Source organism: Rhodococcus sp. 06-156-4, assembly GCF_002259345.1.
Classification (GTDB): Bacteria; Actinomycetota; Actinomycetes; order Mycobacteriales; family Mycobacteriaceae; genus Rhodococcoides; species Rhodococcoides fascians_E.
The window spans coordinates 39,561-53,218 of sequence record NZ_NPGB01000031.1 but is presented as its reverse complement, the minus strand read 5'-3'; the positions used below and the strand labels follow the sequence as shown (position 1 = coordinate 53,218).

Annotated in this window: 15 protein-coding genes and 1 pseudogene; 6 read left to right on the top strand and 10 right to left on the bottom strand. The window is 65.0% G+C overall.

All coding sequences use genetic code 11. The features are described 5' to 3' along the window. Positions 1-34: 34 nt before the first annotated feature. Both CH290_RS22845 and CH290_RS30795 read right to left on the bottom strand, forming a co-directional pair. The gene (locus tag CH290_RS22845; protein ID WP_033189482.1) at positions 35-763 is read right to left on the bottom strand and encodes an amino acid ABC transporter ATP-binding protein; all 729 of its coding nucleotides are present in this window, start codon (positions 761-763) and stop codon (positions 35-37) included. Between the two features lie 2 nt (positions 764-765). Continuing rightward, positions 766-2,469 (bottom strand): annotated as a pseudogene (locus CH290_RS30795) (ABC transporter substrate-binding protein/permease). Between the two features lie 221 nt (positions 2,470-2,690). Here CH290_RS30795 and CH290_RS22830 point away from each other — a divergent pair. Both CH290_RS22830 and CH290_RS22825 read left to right on the top strand, forming a co-directional pair. After that, on the top strand, positions 2,691-3,272 hold the full coding sequence (locus CH290_RS22830; RefSeq protein WP_094709348.1) for a hypothetical protein: 582 nt from the start codon (positions 2,691-2,693) through the stop codon (positions 3,270-3,272). Between the two features lie 20 nt (positions 3,273-3,292). Further along, on the top strand, positions 3,293-5,179 hold the full coding sequence (locus tag CH290_RS22825; protein ID WP_212555961.1) for a S9 family peptidase: 1,887 nt from the start codon (positions 3,293-3,295) through the stop codon (positions 5,177-5,179). Here the strand turns inward: CH290_RS22825 and CH290_RS22820 are convergent. The 4 genes from CH290_RS22820 to CH290_RS22805 all read right to left on the bottom strand — a co-directional run bounded on the left by CH290_RS22820 (position 5,159) and on the right by CH290_RS22805 (position 7,619). Continuing rightward, a complete protein-coding gene (locus tag CH290_RS22820) occupies positions 5,159-5,767 on the bottom strand; it encodes a class I SAM-dependent methyltransferase (protein WP_170947519.1) in 609 nt (202 codons plus the stop codon). The genes CH290_RS22825 and CH290_RS22820 overlap by 21 nt on opposite strands. Positions 5,768-5,936: 169 nt before the next feature. Continuing rightward, on the bottom strand, positions 5,937-6,707 hold the full coding sequence (locus CH290_RS22815) for an LLM class F420-dependent oxidoreductase (protein ID WP_019665117.1): 771 nt from the start codon (positions 6,705-6,707) through the stop codon (positions 5,937-5,939). A 17-nt stretch (positions 6,708-6,724) separates the two neighbouring features. Next, complete coding sequence (locus tag CH290_RS22810) at positions 6,725-7,243, bottom strand: TIGR04338 family metallohydrolase (RefSeq protein ID WP_019665118.1); 519 nt, start codon at positions 7,241-7,243, stop codon at positions 6,725-6,727. A 40-nt stretch (positions 7,244-7,283) separates the two neighbouring features. Further along, positions 7,284-7,619 carry a TfoX/Sxy family protein gene (locus tag CH290_RS22805; protein WP_033189484.1) on the bottom strand — a complete coding sequence of 112 codons (336 nt, stop codon included), beginning with the start codon at positions 7,617-7,619 and terminating at the stop codon, positions 7,284-7,286. An 82-nt stretch (positions 7,620-7,701) separates the two neighbouring features. Between CH290_RS22805 and CH290_RS22800 the strand changes: the two genes are divergently transcribed. Next, entirely contained in the window at positions 7,702-8,106 is a 405-nt protein-coding gene (locus CH290_RS22800; RefSeq protein WP_230594127.1) for a hypothetical protein, read from the top strand. A 1-nt stretch (position 8,107) separates the two neighbouring features. Continuing rightward, on the top strand, positions 8,108-8,299 hold the full coding sequence (locus CH290_RS22795; protein WP_033189486.1) for a helix-turn-helix transcriptional regulator: 192 nt from the start codon (positions 8,108-8,110) through the stop codon (positions 8,297-8,299). An 8-nt stretch (positions 8,300-8,307) separates the two neighbouring features. On the opposite strand, the gene CH290_RS22790 is transcribed toward CH290_RS22795, so the two are convergent. Then, a complete protein-coding gene (locus tag CH290_RS22790) occupies positions 8,308-8,616 on the bottom strand; it encodes a nuclear transport factor 2 family protein (protein ID WP_033189577.1) in 309 nt (102 codons plus the stop codon). Positions 8,617-8,673: 57 nt separating this feature from the next. Here CH290_RS22790 and CH290_RS22785 point away from each other — a divergent pair, with 57 nt between their 5' ends. Both CH290_RS22785 and CH290_RS22780 read left to right on the top strand, forming a co-directional pair. Further along, entirely contained in the window at positions 8,674-9,468 is a 795-nt protein-coding gene (locus tag CH290_RS22785) for a MerR family transcriptional regulator (RefSeq protein WP_033189487.1), read from the top strand. 95 nt (positions 9,469-9,563) lie between these two features. Beyond that, on the top strand, positions 9,564-10,640 hold the full coding sequence (locus CH290_RS22780; RefSeq protein ID WP_026347797.1) for an ABC transporter ATP-binding protein: 1,077 nt from the start codon (positions 9,564-9,566) through the stop codon (positions 10,638-10,640). A 6-nt stretch (positions 10,641-10,646) separates the two neighbouring features. On the opposite strand, the gene CH290_RS22775 is transcribed toward CH290_RS22780, so the two are convergent. The 3 genes from CH290_RS22775 to CH290_RS22765 are packed head-to-tail and all read right to left on the bottom strand — an operon-like array spanning position 10,647 to position 13,645. After that, positions 10,647-11,630, bottom strand: a complete 984-nt coding sequence (locus CH290_RS22775; protein WP_020110453.1) for a DUF8320 family protein — start codon at positions 11,628-11,630, stop codon at positions 10,647-10,649. Further along, positions 11,627-12,814 carry a sensor histidine kinase gene (locus CH290_RS22770; protein WP_094620681.1) on the bottom strand — a complete coding sequence of 396 codons (1,188 nt, stop codon included), beginning with the start codon at positions 12,812-12,814 and terminating at the stop codon, positions 11,627-11,629. Before CH290_RS22770 ends, CH290_RS22775 begins: the two co-directional genes overlap by 4 nt. Positions 12,815-12,826: 12 nt before the next feature. Beyond that, a complete protein-coding gene (locus CH290_RS22765) occupies positions 12,827-13,645 on the bottom strand; it encodes a DUF2786 domain-containing protein (protein ID WP_020110451.1) in 819 nt (272 codons plus the stop codon). Between the last annotated feature and the right edge of the window lie 13 nt (positions 13,646-13,658).

Here is a 13,658-nt window from a genome sequence, read left to right as displayed (position 1 = left end):
CAACGAGCCTTACCTAACTTCCATTCGCACAGGGCTACAGAACCTGAGACAGGAACTGCTTGAGACGATCGGTGTGCGGATCGTCGAACAGCTGATCAGGAGTTCCGGTTTCGACGGCACTGCCGTGGTCCATGAACAGAACCTTGTTGGACACCGAACGGGCGAAGCCCATCTCGTGCGTCACGACGACCATGGTCATGCCGCCGGAAGCGAGGTCGGCCATCAGGGCGAGGACGCCCTTGACCAGCTCCGGGTCCAATGCGGAGGTAGCCTCGTCGAAGAACATGACCTCCGGCTTCATGGCCAGAGCTCGGGCGATCGCCACACGCTGCTGCTGGCCTCCGGAAAGGTTGCCGGGGCGCGAATCGGCCTTCGCGGACAGTCCGACGAGCTCGAGCTGTTCGAGCGCCGCGGCCCGTGCCGCGTCCTTCGACAGGCCTTTCAGCTTGCGGGGCGCGAGTGCGATGTTCTCGGCAACGGTCTTGTGCGGGAACAGGTTGAAGTGCTGGAAGACCATGCCGATCCGCTGACGGAGATCGTCCGGATTGTCCTTCAGTACCGACTTGCCGGCGAGCAGGATGTCGCCCTGGTCCGGCTCGTGCAGACGGTTGAGTGCACGCAACAGCGTGGACTTTCCGGAACCGGACGGGCCGATGACCGTCGTGGTCTTGCCTGCGTCGACATGGATGTTGACTCCGCGCAGCACCTTGTTGGTACCGAACGCGAGGTGAATATCGGTGCCGGTCAATGAAACCGAAGACATGACTACCTCTCCACCGCGATGATCTTTTCCACCGGATCCAACGTTCCCGACGTGTCGGCCTTGCCCGATCGCAGCCGCTTGTCGATGAAGTTGACCAGGTGGGTCAGCGGAATCGTCAGGAACAGATAGAACACGCCTGCCGCGAGCAACGGTGACAGGTTGCCGGTCTGCGCGGCGGTGTCCTGACCGACTCGGAACAACTCACGTTGCGACGCGAGCAAGCCGAGGAAGTAGATCAGCGAACTGTCCTTGATCAGCGAGATGAACTGATTGACGATCGCGGGCAGGACGCGGCGGATGCCTTGGGGAACCACGACGAGCGTCATCGATTTCCGGTAGCTGAAGCCCAGAGCCCGTGACGCCTCGAGCTGACCGGAATCGACGCTCTGAATGCCGGAGCGGAAGATCTCGCCGAAGTACGCCGCCGCCATGAGCGACAGCGCCAGGATGCCGAGCGGAAACGGGCTGCGGCTGCCGGTGTACTCGGTCAGCGTCGGCCCGAATCCGAGGCCGATGAGAAGAATGACGACCGCCGCGGGCAAGCCACGGAAGATGTCCGTGTACACCCGCGCCGGCCACCGGAGCCAGCGGGTGCGGGAGATACCCGCCACCGCCAGCCCGAGCCCGATCACCGTACCGATGACCCCCGACGACGCCGCCAAGATGAGGGTGTTCGGCAATCCGACGGTGATCAGTTTGGGAACGGTGTCCCAGATGAGTTCCCAGTCGAAGAACGTGTCGTACAGATTCGACAGTGTGCTCATGTTCTAGTTCGCCGGAGGGGTGGATGCCTTGCTGCCCGGCTTCCAGTCCGCCGGAACCTCGCGGTCCGGGTACCACTCCTTCTCGAGGGTGCTCCAGGTACCGTCCGCCACCACAGCGTCGAGGCCTGAGTTCAGCGCGTCGATGAGAGGCTGGTTGTCCTTCGCGACAGCGAACGCCGTGAAGTTGGTGGTGTTGATCGTCTTCTCCAGGATGGCGACGCCGTCCTCGGCCTTCACCTGGCCCGAAGCCTGCTGCGACGGAGCGACCCACGCGTCGATCTGGCCGGACTTCACGTTCGCGTACGCAGTGTTGTAGTCCGGGAAGCGAACCGGCTCGATGCCGAGGGTGTTGGTGACGTAGTCGTCCTGAACCGTGCCCTGCACGACACCGATGCGCTGCTGGTCGTCCAGCTCGGCGATGGTCTTGACCGCGTAGTCGTTCTTCGCGACGAGCGCCATTTCACCGAAGTCGTAACCGTTGGTGAACCCGACGGTGTTGCGGCGGGCGTCCGTCGTCGAGATCGACGAGGATCCGGCGTCGTACACCTTGTTGTTGACCGCTGCGAGCAGCGAGGAGAACTCGGTGGCGGAGAACTCGACGGTCAGGTCGAGCTTCGCAGCAACGGCCTTCAGCAGCTCGTTGTCGAAGCCGGTGAAGTTGCCTGCCTCGTCGATGAAGATGTTCGGCGGGGCGTCGGACAGCGTGCCGACGTACAGCGTTCCCGGCTTGATGAGGCCGAGGTTCGCGGTGTCGATCTGATCGAGCGGTGTCACGTCCTCGGTGGTGTACTTGTCGAGGGACTGCTGGTCGGAACCGGCGAGTGCGTTCTCCCCTGTCCCGCCCGAGCTGTTGTCGCCCCCGCAGGCTGCCGCCCCGAGCGTGAGTGCGAGCGCCGCAGCGACAGCCGCGATGGCGCGGCCTCGTAAACGTCGACTGGTCAAGAGAGAACTCCTCGGTGCATGGTTTCGATGACCACTGAGGCTAACGTGCCTGAGCTGGTGATCGGTACCCGGATTGCGAACGTGTTAACCAACTCGCATCGTCGGCGTTGTATTCCGCCCGTCGCCATGACATTCGTCATCGTCGATCCGTGACGTTGTAACAAGAACCGGTGACCGCGCGCACTGCCCCGACGCGAGCAGGTCCGGAAGGCTTCGGAGTCATGAGGAAGTTGACGCCGTTGCGGCCGTGGCAGGTACTGAACAGGTACCTGTACGAGCTCGACCTCGCCGGGACTCGGTTCACGGTCGAGGTCGACATCGCCGACGGCGATACGGCTCAGCTCTACGCGGACGGGCGGCTCGTATCGACGCAGGACTTGCCCGCGTCGTTCGCTGTCGCCGACGGCCGAATCGACGTCGCCGCGTCGCTCTACGGCGTCACCCGGGTCCATTTCTCGAGACGCGACGGCGTCGGGCGCAGGCTCACGCCGGTGCGAGGGACGCTCGAAGACCGTCGCCGACGCCTGGGCGAGCGTCACCCGGTTGTCAGCAGGGTCATCGGGTGGGTGGCGATCGTTCTTCTGATCGTCAACTTGGTTCTGGCGGTTCCGTTCGCGCTGGAGATCGCGACCGGAATCCCGGCGGTGGCCGAACGCTTCGGAACGTTCGTCTCGCCGATTCAATTGCCGGTGTGGGCGAACACGGTCTTGTTGTTCGCCGGGATCGTCGCCGCGATGGAACGCGCATTGACGCTGCGGCACAACAAGATTCTCGACATGGAAACGATATGGACATCGATGTGAACGAAGGAAACGGAGAAGACATGACTGCACCCGACCTGATCTCGATCGAGGATTTCTTCGGCGCGCCCGAGCGCACCGGGGCGTCGATCTCCCCCGACGGCAGCAGGATCGCCTACCTCGCGCCGTGGCGCAACCGTTTGAACGTGTGGATCCAAGACCTCGAGGAAGGCTCCGAAGCGCGCTGTGTCACCGCCGACGATGTCCGAAGTGTGCTCGACTATCGGTGGACGGATGATCCTCGCTGGCTTCTGTACCTTCAGGATTCCGGTGGAGACGAGAACCACCACGTCTTTCGCGTCGACCTGCACGACCCGGAGGCCGACGCCGTCGACCTGACCCCGTTCCCCGGATCGCGGGTGTACTCGTTGGAACAGTCCCGCGACAAGGACGGCGTGTTCACCCTCGCCATGAACGCGCGGAGCCTCGCCGAGTTCGATCTGTACGAATTGGTGATCGCCACAGGAGAATTGACGGTCATCGGCGAGAGCCCGGGACCGGGGACGGGCTGGAGTGCAGGCGTCGGAGGCGACCTCCTGCTGTCCGAGTTCACCGATCAGGGCCACATGAAGATTTCCCGTCGCCGCGCGGGATCCGACGATGTCACCCACGTGACGACCTTCGACGGGTCCGATTATCCGTACGGCGTGACGCTGACGCACCCGACAGCCGACGGCACGGGAGTGTTGATCGACTCCGTGACGAACAGTGATCTGACGGTGCTCGCGCGCATCGACCTGGAGACGGGCGAGGAGACCGTCGTCGACAGTCATCCGAGCATGGAGCTGGATGCGTCTCGGCGTGCTGTCGAACAGAGTGGCTCGCCGCTGATCTTCAGCAGGTCGACGGGTGAGCTCATCGGCGTGCGGTACCTCGGCGAGCGCCAGGTGATTCACGCTGTGGATGCGGACTTCGCCGAGGTCCTGAAGAACGTGGAGGCATTGTCCGACGGTGACGTGGGAGCCCTGTCCTCCGATGATTCCGGCAAGAAATGGGTGGTCGGTTTCACCCACGACCGTGACCCCAACGTCACGTATTTCTACGACCACGAGACGGGTGAGAGCCGGATGCTGTTCCGGCCGTATCCGCACCTCGACCCGCGTGACATGGCGGTCATGACACCGGTGACGATCGAGGCCCGCGACGGACTGCCTCTGCCGTCGTACCTCACGCTTCCCGTGGGTGTCGAACCGGCCAACTTGCCGATGGTCGTTCTCGTGCACGGTGGACCGTGGTACCGAGACGCGTGGAGGTACACGCCGGGTGTGCAGTTTCTCGCCAATCGCGGATATGCCGTGCTGCAGGTCAACTTTCGCGGATCGACGGGATACGGCAAGGCCCACACTCAGGCCGCGATCGGTGAATTCGCGGGCAAGATGCACACCGATCTCGTCGACGGCGTGGAATGGGCTGTGGCCCAGGGTTACGCCGATCGTGACCGCGTCGCCATCATGGGCGGGTCCTACGGCGGGTACGCGGCCCTCGTGGGCGCCACGTTCACGCCGGAGGTGTTCGCGGCATCGATCGACTACGTCGGGGTCTCCGACCTCGCCAACTTCATGCGTACACAACCGGCGTTCGCACGGCCGGGCCTGGTCAACAACTGGTACCGGTACGTCGGCGACCCCGCGATCCCGGAGCAGGAAGCGGACATGCTTGCTCGGTCACCGATTTCTCGGCTCGACGACGTCACCCGCCCGCTCATGATCGCCCAGGGCGCCAACGACGCCCGCGTGGTCAAGGCCGAATCGGACAACGTCGTCGAGCGGCTTCGAGCGAGGGGCGTCGAGGTCGACTACCTGGTCTTCGACGACGAAGGGCACGGCTTCGTCAATCCGGAGAACAACATCACGTTCTACCGTGCGGTCGAGAAGTTCCTCGCCGAACACCTAGGCGGGCGGGCGAAGTAGCCGACGGGCCCGGAGAACGGTGTCGTGGGTGTGATGCGCCCCCGCGGGCGGCGCAGTCGATCGAGGTCGCGTCTCGTCGACCTCGATCGTCCACGACTCGTCCAGGAGCTCAGCGATGCCGTGTGGTTCGAAGAAGTCCGACGGCTTGATCCCGTTCCACTCCTGGTCGGCACCCACGTCGTGATTCACGACGAGGAGAGTCCCGCCCGGCGCGACGGCGTCGGCGATCGCGCGAGCCGCGGCGGGATTCGCCTTGGGGATCGCGAAGTAATGCAGTGTCACCAGGTCGAACGCCGCGGCCGCCGGTGCCTCGGCCACGTAGTCCGCGTGGACGAAGGTGATGTCCCTGGTGCCCTCCGCGCGCTCGGCGGCGCGAGCGAGAGCAACGGAGGAGATGTCCGACGCCGTGACGGTCCATCCTTTCGACGCCAGCCATCTCGCATCGTCGCCCTGCCCGCAGCCGATGTCCAGCGCACGCCCGGGCTTCAGATCCGCGACCTGCTGCACGAGAACCGGATTGGGATTGCCGCTCCAACCTGAGCCGCTGCCCGAGTGCATGTCGTCCCAGAACTTCTCGTCCATGATCATCGGCCGATCACCTCGAATCCGTGACGAGCACTGCCGAGCACGATCTCGCAGACCTCCGCCTCGGAACTTGCCGAGAACACATCCATTTCCGTCATGAGACCAACATGCCCCACCTGCGGGCGTTCGGCAATTAGCTTTGCCGAAATGGCAAAATTGTCGATGAAGGGCTCTAGCCGTCGTTCGCGGCATTCCGCCAGGCGATGGCCTCTTTCAGCTCGGTCAGGTCGTAGTCGGGACCACTGGTTCCGACGGTGAACAACGTGGCCCCGGCGTCGACGAAGCCCTGAGCCTTGTCCGCGCCCGGCCAGGCGACGGACCTGGCGATCGAGCTGACGTCGCGCCCGACGGTGTCGCCGTGATCGGCGAGGATCCCGGACTTGCGCTTCAACTCGTCGAGATCGGCGAAGCTGTGCCAGATGTGGGCGTACTGGGCGACGAGCTTGAGGGTCTTCTTCTCGCCGCCGCCGCCGATGAGGATGGGGATGTCGCGCTTCGGCGCCGGGTTGCCGACCTTCAAACGATCGACGATGCGCGGCAGGTACTCGGCGAGGAGCTTCAGGCGTGAGCCCGGTGTGCCGAACTCGTAACCGAAGTTGTCGTAATCCTTCTGATTCCATCCGGCGCCGATGCCGAGGATCAGCCGACCTCCACTGATGTGGTCGACGGTGCGAGCCATGTCGGCGAGCAGGTCCGGGTTGCGGTAGCCGCCGCCGGTGACGAGGGCGCCGATCTCCACGTTCGATGTCTGCTCGGCCCACGCGCCGAGCATGGTCCAGCACTCGAAATGTTCGCCGTCGAGGTCGCCGTACAGCGGATAGAAGTGGTCCCAGTTGAAGACGATGTCGACGCCTGCGTCCTCGGAACGGAGAACCGCGTCGCGGATGAGCTGGTAGTCGGGAGCGTGCTGGGGCTGAAGCTGAACGCCGATTTTCACAGTCATGACCTCCAGTATGCGCGCTATCCGATGGTGACGCCGCAGTCCAGCATCGTCGCGCGCAGCACGAACCCGGCTTCCTGGCCGATGATCTCGCCGACCAAAGTGATGAACAGATCCACGAATTCTGCACCGTGCGAGGAGTTCTCGGCGCGATCGAAGTGATGCGCCAGCTCGTGCAGGACCACCAGTTCACGCAGCGCCCACGCCTCGTTCCGGCGGTGAAGCGGAACGGCGATGGTCTGAGTGTCTGGTTCGTAGTGCGACGCCCCGGTGCCGGACCGCTCACGAACATGTACGACGCCGTCCGCATGCGGCCACCGGGCCTGCACCCAGTTCATCGCCAGAACCGCATCGACATACCTCTGCACGGACTCGATCGACGCGAACTTCCGCTCCACCGGCAGCGTGATGGTGGAGCCGTGGATCTCCACGGACCGCACAGTGTGTTCCTCGGCGCGATCGAACATGCGCCGGACCATCGTCTCCGCCTCGTACACCTTGGAACGCTGCGAGTCCCTCGTCTTCACCGGCGCGATCATAATGCCGCCCACCGACCGTTCACGCCCGGTTCCGGAGGATTCACCTCTGCGGGCGGGTGCGCTCGTTGTACTCCAGGGCAACGCCGATCCAGTAGTCCAGACTGTCACCGGCCACACCGTCGGAGTCGACGGTGATCCAGCCGTTGCCCATGTCGCGATCTCCCATGACCGCGGCTCGTGCGCCCCGTCGAGAAATCAGTTCTTCCGTCTGCGCGGGATCGGTTTTGACGAGCAGTTCGCCGTCGAAGTGGGCACCGACGGCGATCTTGCCGCGGACCATGAACTGCAGTCCGCCGAACATTTTCTTCTCCACGACGGACGGCTCGTCGACGAGTGCTTCGCGGATCCGATCCGCCAATTCCGCGTCGTACGCCATGGACGGATACTAGGACGCGGGAGGCGCCCCGTCGATGTATAGTCCGCTATACGTATAGCTTCCTATACATCGGAGGATGGACATGACCCGTCGTTGGTTCTACGCCGGATCGACCGGGCTTGCTGCAGCCCTGCTCGTCGCCGCAGCGGCCTGGCTCCTGTCCCCGGTCGCGCCGGGGCTGTCCGCGATAGTCTTCGGACTGTGTGCGCTCCCGGCGTGTGGCGCACTCGGATGGTTGTTCTGGGTGGCGCCTGTGACGATTCCGAAACGGGGACCGTCCGCGGGTGACGTCGAATCCACTTGGCTCAGTGCAGCATTGAGTGGAACAGCTACCGATCTGATCATCGTGATCGGCCTCGGCCTCGCGGCAGTGTCCATCGGTCGAATCGATGTCCCGGCAGCGACACTGTTGATCGGGCTGCTGCTCGTCGCCCTCGCATCGTGCACGACACGCTACGCGATCGAGCGCCGACGAACCCTCGCGTGAGATGAAGAACGACGTTCGACGACGACGACTCCAACTCGGCTGGTCCCAAGCAGATCTCGCCGACCGCATCGGCGTCACACGGCTCACCGTCATCTCGATCGAGAAGGAACGCTACGACCCGAGCCTGCCCGTCGCATTCCAGCTTGCCGCGGTCTTCCGATGCCGAATCGAGGACATCTTCGACCCGCAATGACGCCGGACCTACGGCCGAATGCGAAGAACTCGAATCTTCTCGGCGTCGTCCAGCTCGAGATGGAACCGCAAAGTGACGGGACTGCCCGGGAAATCACCTGCGATCTCCGCCTTCACGTCATGACCGTCACCGGACACCGACGGCGTCCCGGGACGATAGGTGACGTCGGGAACCTCGGTCCGCCACGCGCGAATCTCGTCGATGCCGTGGTGCTCCCGGCCCTCGTCCTCGACAACGGCGTCGGGACGGAACTGAGCAAAGTACGCCTCCAGATCGGAATCGGCGGCGAGTTCGAAATACCTGTCGATGAATGTCATGACGGACACGCTCCACCCTCCCCCACCGGGAGAGTCAACCCCAGGCAGGATGTGGGCATGAACGGCCTGCTCACCATCGGTGAGTTCTCCCGCATCACCCATCTGTCGGTGAAGACGCTTCGTCGCTATCACGAATCCGGCATGCTCGAACCCGCTGAGGTCGACGCCCACTCCGGTTATCGCTATTACACGACGGCGCAGGTGCCCACGGCTCAGATCATCCGCCGGTTTCGCAGTTTCGACATGCCGGAGCGCGAGGTGCGGGCGATCGTCACCACCCCGGACCCGACGCAGCGGGCCGGGCTGATTCTGGGGCATCTGGAACGGCTCGAACGTCAGGTGAAGGAAGCGGAGTCGTCGATCAGCGCGATGAAGAGACTCCTCCAACCGACCGGGGCTTCCGTGGAGGTCACGCGTCTCGTCACCGAAAAGGTCACGGTCGCGGCGATATCCGGCGAGGTGGACTCGTCGACCATGCTCGAGTGGTATTCCGACGCCATGGCCGAGCTCGACGCGGTGGTCTCCCCCGTCGGCAGTCCTGGCGGGTTGTACAACAACGACCTGTTCACCGACGGCCGCGGAACGATGACGGTGTACCTGCCCACGACCGATGCACCCCGGCTGGGACGGGTGCAACCGCTGACGATCGGCGGAACGGAGCTGGCGACGACGGTGCACCACGGCAGCCACGACGACATCGATGTCACCTACGGTGCGCTCGGGGTGTACGTCGAATCGAACGGCCTCGCGATCGCCGGGCCGGTGCACGAGATCTATCACGTCGGACCACGCGACACTGCCGACCCGAGTCGATGGCGAACCGAGATCGGCTGGCCGGTTTTCGGAACGTAGCCGACGGGTGCGGTTACCATTCGTCGTCGGCATCCGTCGGCACCCAACACTCGGATCGTCCGGCACGTTCCTGCCGGTGGAGGGATCTGTTTTTCATGGCTTCGATCACGTTCGACCGTGCCACCAGGCTTTTTCCCGGCTCCGACACCCCCGCGGTGGATGCGTTGGACCTGGAGATCGCCGACGGCGAATTCCTTGTCCTCGTCGGCCCGTCGGGCTGCGGTAAGTCCACGTCGCTGCGCATGCTCGCCGGTCTGGAGGAGGTGAACAGCGGCCGCATCCTCATCGGCGGCAAGGATGTCACCCACGCCGAGCCCAAGGATCGCGACATCGCGATGGTGTTCCAGAACTACGCGCTGTACCCGCACATGTCCGTCGCCGAGAACATGGGCTTCGCCCTCAAGCTCGCGAAGGCGAGCAAGGACGAGATCCGCAATCGCGTCCTCGAGGCGGCCAAGCTTCTCGACCTGGAGGCGTACCTCGACCGCAAGCCCAAAGCGCTGTCCGGTGGTCAGCGACAGCGAGTTGCCATGGGGCGGGCCATCGTTCGTCAACCACAGGTGTTCCTGATGGACGAACCGCTGTCCAACCTCGACGCAAAACTTCGAGTGCAGACGCGCACGCAGATCGCTCAGCTGCAGCGCAGGCTCGCGACGACCACCGTCTACGTCACCCACGATCAGGTCGAGGCGATGACCATGGGCGACCGGGTGGCGGTGCTCAAAGGTGGTGTGTTGCAGCAGTGCGCATCACCCCGCGAGTTGTACCGCACGCCGACCAACGTCTTCGTCGCCGGATTCATGGGCTCGCCGTCGATGAACTTGTTCCGCGTACCCGTCACCGACGGTGGCGTGCGGATCGGTGACCAGATCATCCCGGTGTCGCGGGGCACGCTCGCCGGCTCGACCGGTAGCGAAGTGGTGTTCGGCATTCGCCCCGAGCACGTCGACATCGTGTCCGACGGGCTGAAGTTGGAGGTCGACGTCGTCGAAGAACTCGGTTCCGAGGCCTTCGTCTTCGGTCGGGCCGACATCAACGGCACAACCCAGACGATCGTCGCCCGCGCGGACTGGCGTGATCCCCCGCAGAAAGGTGACGTGGTCGGCATCCGATTCGACGAGGCGCATGCGCACGTGTTCGACGGCTCCGAGGCCGGGGTCCGGCTCAGCTGACCCCACTCACGTAGGGAGTTCCGTACGAACAACGTCGTCGCCGTCGGTCACCACGATCGTCGCCAGTGCCGTCCGCCCCGCCGGGTGGATGCGCACGGTGACGGTCCCTGCGTCCGCACCGTCCAAACTGCGCGCCACCGCGCGGCGTACCTCGTCAGCGACCCGACGAGGTTGGTCGGTCAGGCCACCGTCGTCGAGCAACTGCACGGTGACGCCCCGCTCGCGGGCGGCTCGCGCTGCGGCCACCACCACCGGCACGTCCAGTGCGCGGGCGCGAATGCTGTCCCGCAGGGTGGCTTCCACCAGCAGCGCCTCGGTGCGGGCGGCGTCGTCCAGTGGGTTGTCGGCGATGCGCCTCAGGACAGGGCGAACCAAGTCGTCGAGCCGGTGTAGTTGGTGCTCACGTTCCTGTTCGGCCGCGCTCACGGCGGCGCGCTCGGCGAACGTCGCAGCGCGTTCTCGGCGGAGCGAGTAGATCGACGCTGCTGCCGGCCGGACGGCGAAAGCGAAGAACGTCGCCATGATCATGACCCCGGCACCCGTGACGAAAGTCGATGCTGCACCGGCGAAGTCAGGGGCAGCGGTCCAGTACACCGCGAACGCGGCCAGTTGGCCTGCCCACGCCCAGCGAATCCTCCCCCGTACACAGAGGAACGCGCAGAGCGCCGCCCCTCCCCCGACCGTGGTGGTCACCGCCTGGGACTGAGTCGCCCCCGTGTCCACGACGCGGATCAGTGCAACGAACTGCGCGGCCGGCACCGCTGCGACGGTCACTGAGGCCCACTTCGGAAACGGATCGCCTGGAACGGCGACGAGGAGCGCAGCGCCGACCGCGAGAAGCGCTATCACCAGGCACTTCTCGGCGACACCGTCGCCGCCGGGGCCCAGAATCGCGACCGCAGCCGCAGTCACGACCGACGCGGTGACGGCGTAAGAGCCCCGTGACTGCATTCCGATGATCGTCGACGCGTCACCCCGCAGCGAGCTCATACCGCCGCCCACTCGACGATCACCGTCGTGCCCGCACCCGGCTCGCTGCGGATACGAGACCATCCGCCGTCGAGCTGCGCCATCCGGCCGACGATGCTGACGTCGATGCCGAGACGGCCGGACCCTGTTGTAGCGGTGTCGAATCCGACACCGTCGTCCTCGACGGTCACACGGACGAGGCCGGGACGTAGCTCGACGGCGATACGGCACTGCGCGGCGTGGCCCGCGTGCACGACGCTGTTGCGTACGGCCTCTGCCGAGGCGCCCACCACCGCGGACGCCACAGCTCCCGGGTATTGAGAGCGACCGTCGTCGACGGTTGCTCCGACGGCGACACCGTGGTCGGCTCCCAACGTGGACAGTTGCGCGAATATGCCGTCGGCCGACACCGTCGCGTCTCGGCTGGAATCGTCGACGACGCGGTCCAGCTCGGCCAAAGCAGACCTCGCGTCGGTCACGAGCCTGCCACCGGGATCGGCGCGATCCGTCGCCAGCAGAGTGCTCAGCACCTGGTCGTGGATCAGCGAATCGAACCGCGCTTTCTCGCGTTCGCGCGCCTGCGCGGCAGCGGCTATCGCAGCACTGCGATCGAGAGATTGCTTGGTGGAATCCAGTATCGATCCGCTCCGCAGCGCCATGATCACCGCGGCGGTCAACAGCGCCGACAACCCGAACGACCACACCGCGGCATAGACGATGTCGGACTGTGATGCGCGGTTGCCGAACAACCCGACCTGGTCGACGGTGGCGATGGTCGAGGTTGCGACGAACTGGACGGCGAACGCGATCCACGGCTTCCACGCGAGTGTCGCGCACAGACCAGCCATACCCGCGAACGCCGACATCCACGTGCCCCGTGCAGAACCGTGCAGCACATCCCCGTTCCACGCGAGGAACCACAGGCAGGCGGCGATCAGAATTCCGACGGCCGCCGAACCTGCCGCTGGACCGATACGGCGGGGACGAGCCAGCGCCGCGACCAGCAGTCCGACACCGGGACCGAAGATCAGCACCACGGCCAGCGGCGTCCACCACGACGCGAGAATGCCAGCGCCCTCCGCAATTCCGGACAGCGACACGAAGAAATATCCGACGAAACCTACCCCGAGGAAGCGGGCGACCAGGATGCGTAGGCGCTCGCCGGGTGAGAATTCACGGCTGTCCGTCTGCCTACGCCACGTCACGATGAGGTCAGATTACCGCCCGAGCTGCTTCGAACCGCGGCCGATCTCGGTTTCACCCCCGAGCCGCGCAGTGCGGCCCGCCCTGTCCCCCGCGCGACTGGCGCCGTGCGAGTACCCCGCACCCGCGCTTCGGCTCCGCCAGGTGCCGCGCGCGGTGGAGTTCGACGAGTAGTAATCCTTCAGCTCGACCTCCTTGTTCCGCAGGACAAGAGCCGTGCCCGCGTCCGGTTTCTCCTCGGACACTGCCTTCGATTCCGCCTCCTTCTTCACCGCGGCGAGGCGCTTGCCCACCCGCGTGGCGAAGGCAGTCTGAAAGTTCAACCGCGCCGTGACCGCAGCGACGACGACCGTCTCCTGGCGCTTGTAGCGTCGGCGACCGATCTTTTCCACCACCGTGCGTACCGCAGTCTCGTTCTTGTACTCGCCCGATTTGATGTAGGCGTCCGACGCCCGCACCATCTGGACGAGGAGGCTCGAATACAGCGCCTCGGTGGTGTCGATGTCCGACGCGAAACCGTAGGCGAACACCTGCGTCGACGACCGTGCGACGTCGCACGTCACGTCGTTGGCCGCAGCGATCGAGACGAACAACTGGACGAACGTCTTCAGACCGCGTTTGCCTGCCTCTCCGATGGGGACGACGCGCTGCGTCGGCGTCGCCTGCTTCTCGCGCGAAGCGCTGTGCGAGCGGGCCACGGCCAGATCGATCGACGTCGACGTCGCGAGACGCTGTGCGGCCTCCATGAACGCTTCCGCCTCGTGCGGGTTGTCCGTCGACTCCGCCTGGCGGAGAAGCCCACCGATTCTGGTCAGCATCTTGTCCGAAGTCACCTGGGCGAGGCTA

Bases quoted from the DNA above. Each gene is read 5' to 3' on its own strand.
- CH290_RS22790 (WP_033189577.1), bottom strand. From the start codon at position 8,616: ATGACATTCATCGACAGGTATTTCGAACTCGCCGCCGATTCCGATCTG.
- CH290_RS22830 (WP_094709348.1), top strand. From the start codon at position 2,691: ATGAGGAAGTTGACGCCGTTGCGGCCGTGGCAGGTACTGAACAGGTAC.
- CH290_RS22845 (WP_033189482.1), bottom strand. From the start codon at position 763: ATGTCTTCGGTTTCATTGACCGGCACCGATATTCACCTCGCGTTCGGT.
- CH290_RS22785 (WP_033189487.1), top strand. From the start codon at position 8,674: ATGAACGGCCTGCTCACCATCGGTGAGTTCTCCCGCATCACCCATCTG.
- CH290_RS22820 (WP_170947519.1), bottom strand. From the start codon at position 5,767: ATGATCATGGACGAGAAGTTCTGGGACGACATGCACTCGGGCAGCGGC.
- CH290_RS22775 (WP_020110453.1), bottom strand. From the start codon at position 11,630: ATGAGCTCGCTGCGGGGTGACGCGTCGACGATCATCGGAATGCAGTCA.
- CH290_RS22815 (WP_019665117.1), bottom strand. From the start codon at position 6,707: ATGACTGTGAAAATCGGCGTTCAGCTTCAGCCCCAGCACGCTCCCGAC.
- CH290_RS22825 (WP_212555961.1), top strand. From the start codon at position 3,293: ATGACTGCACCCGACCTGATCTCGATCGAGGATTTCTTCGGCGCGCCC.
- CH290_RS22795 (WP_033189486.1), top strand. From the start codon at position 8,108: ATGAAGAACGACGTTCGACGACGACGACTCCAACTCGGCTGGTCCCAA.
- CH290_RS22805 (WP_033189484.1), bottom strand. From the start codon at position 7,619: ATGGCGTACGACGCGGAATTGGCGGATCGGATCCGCGAAGCACTCGTC.
- CH290_RS22780 (WP_026347797.1), top strand. From the start codon at position 9,564: ATGGCTTCGATCACGTTCGACCGTGCCACCAGGCTTTTTCCCGGCTCC.
- CH290_RS22810 (WP_019665118.1), bottom strand. From the start codon at position 7,243: ATGATCGCGCCGGTGAAGACGAGGGACTCGCAGCGTTCCAAGGTGTAC.
- CH290_RS22800 (WP_230594127.1), top strand. From the start codon at position 7,702: ATGACCCGTCGTTGGTTCTACGCCGGATCGACCGGGCTTGCTGCAGCC.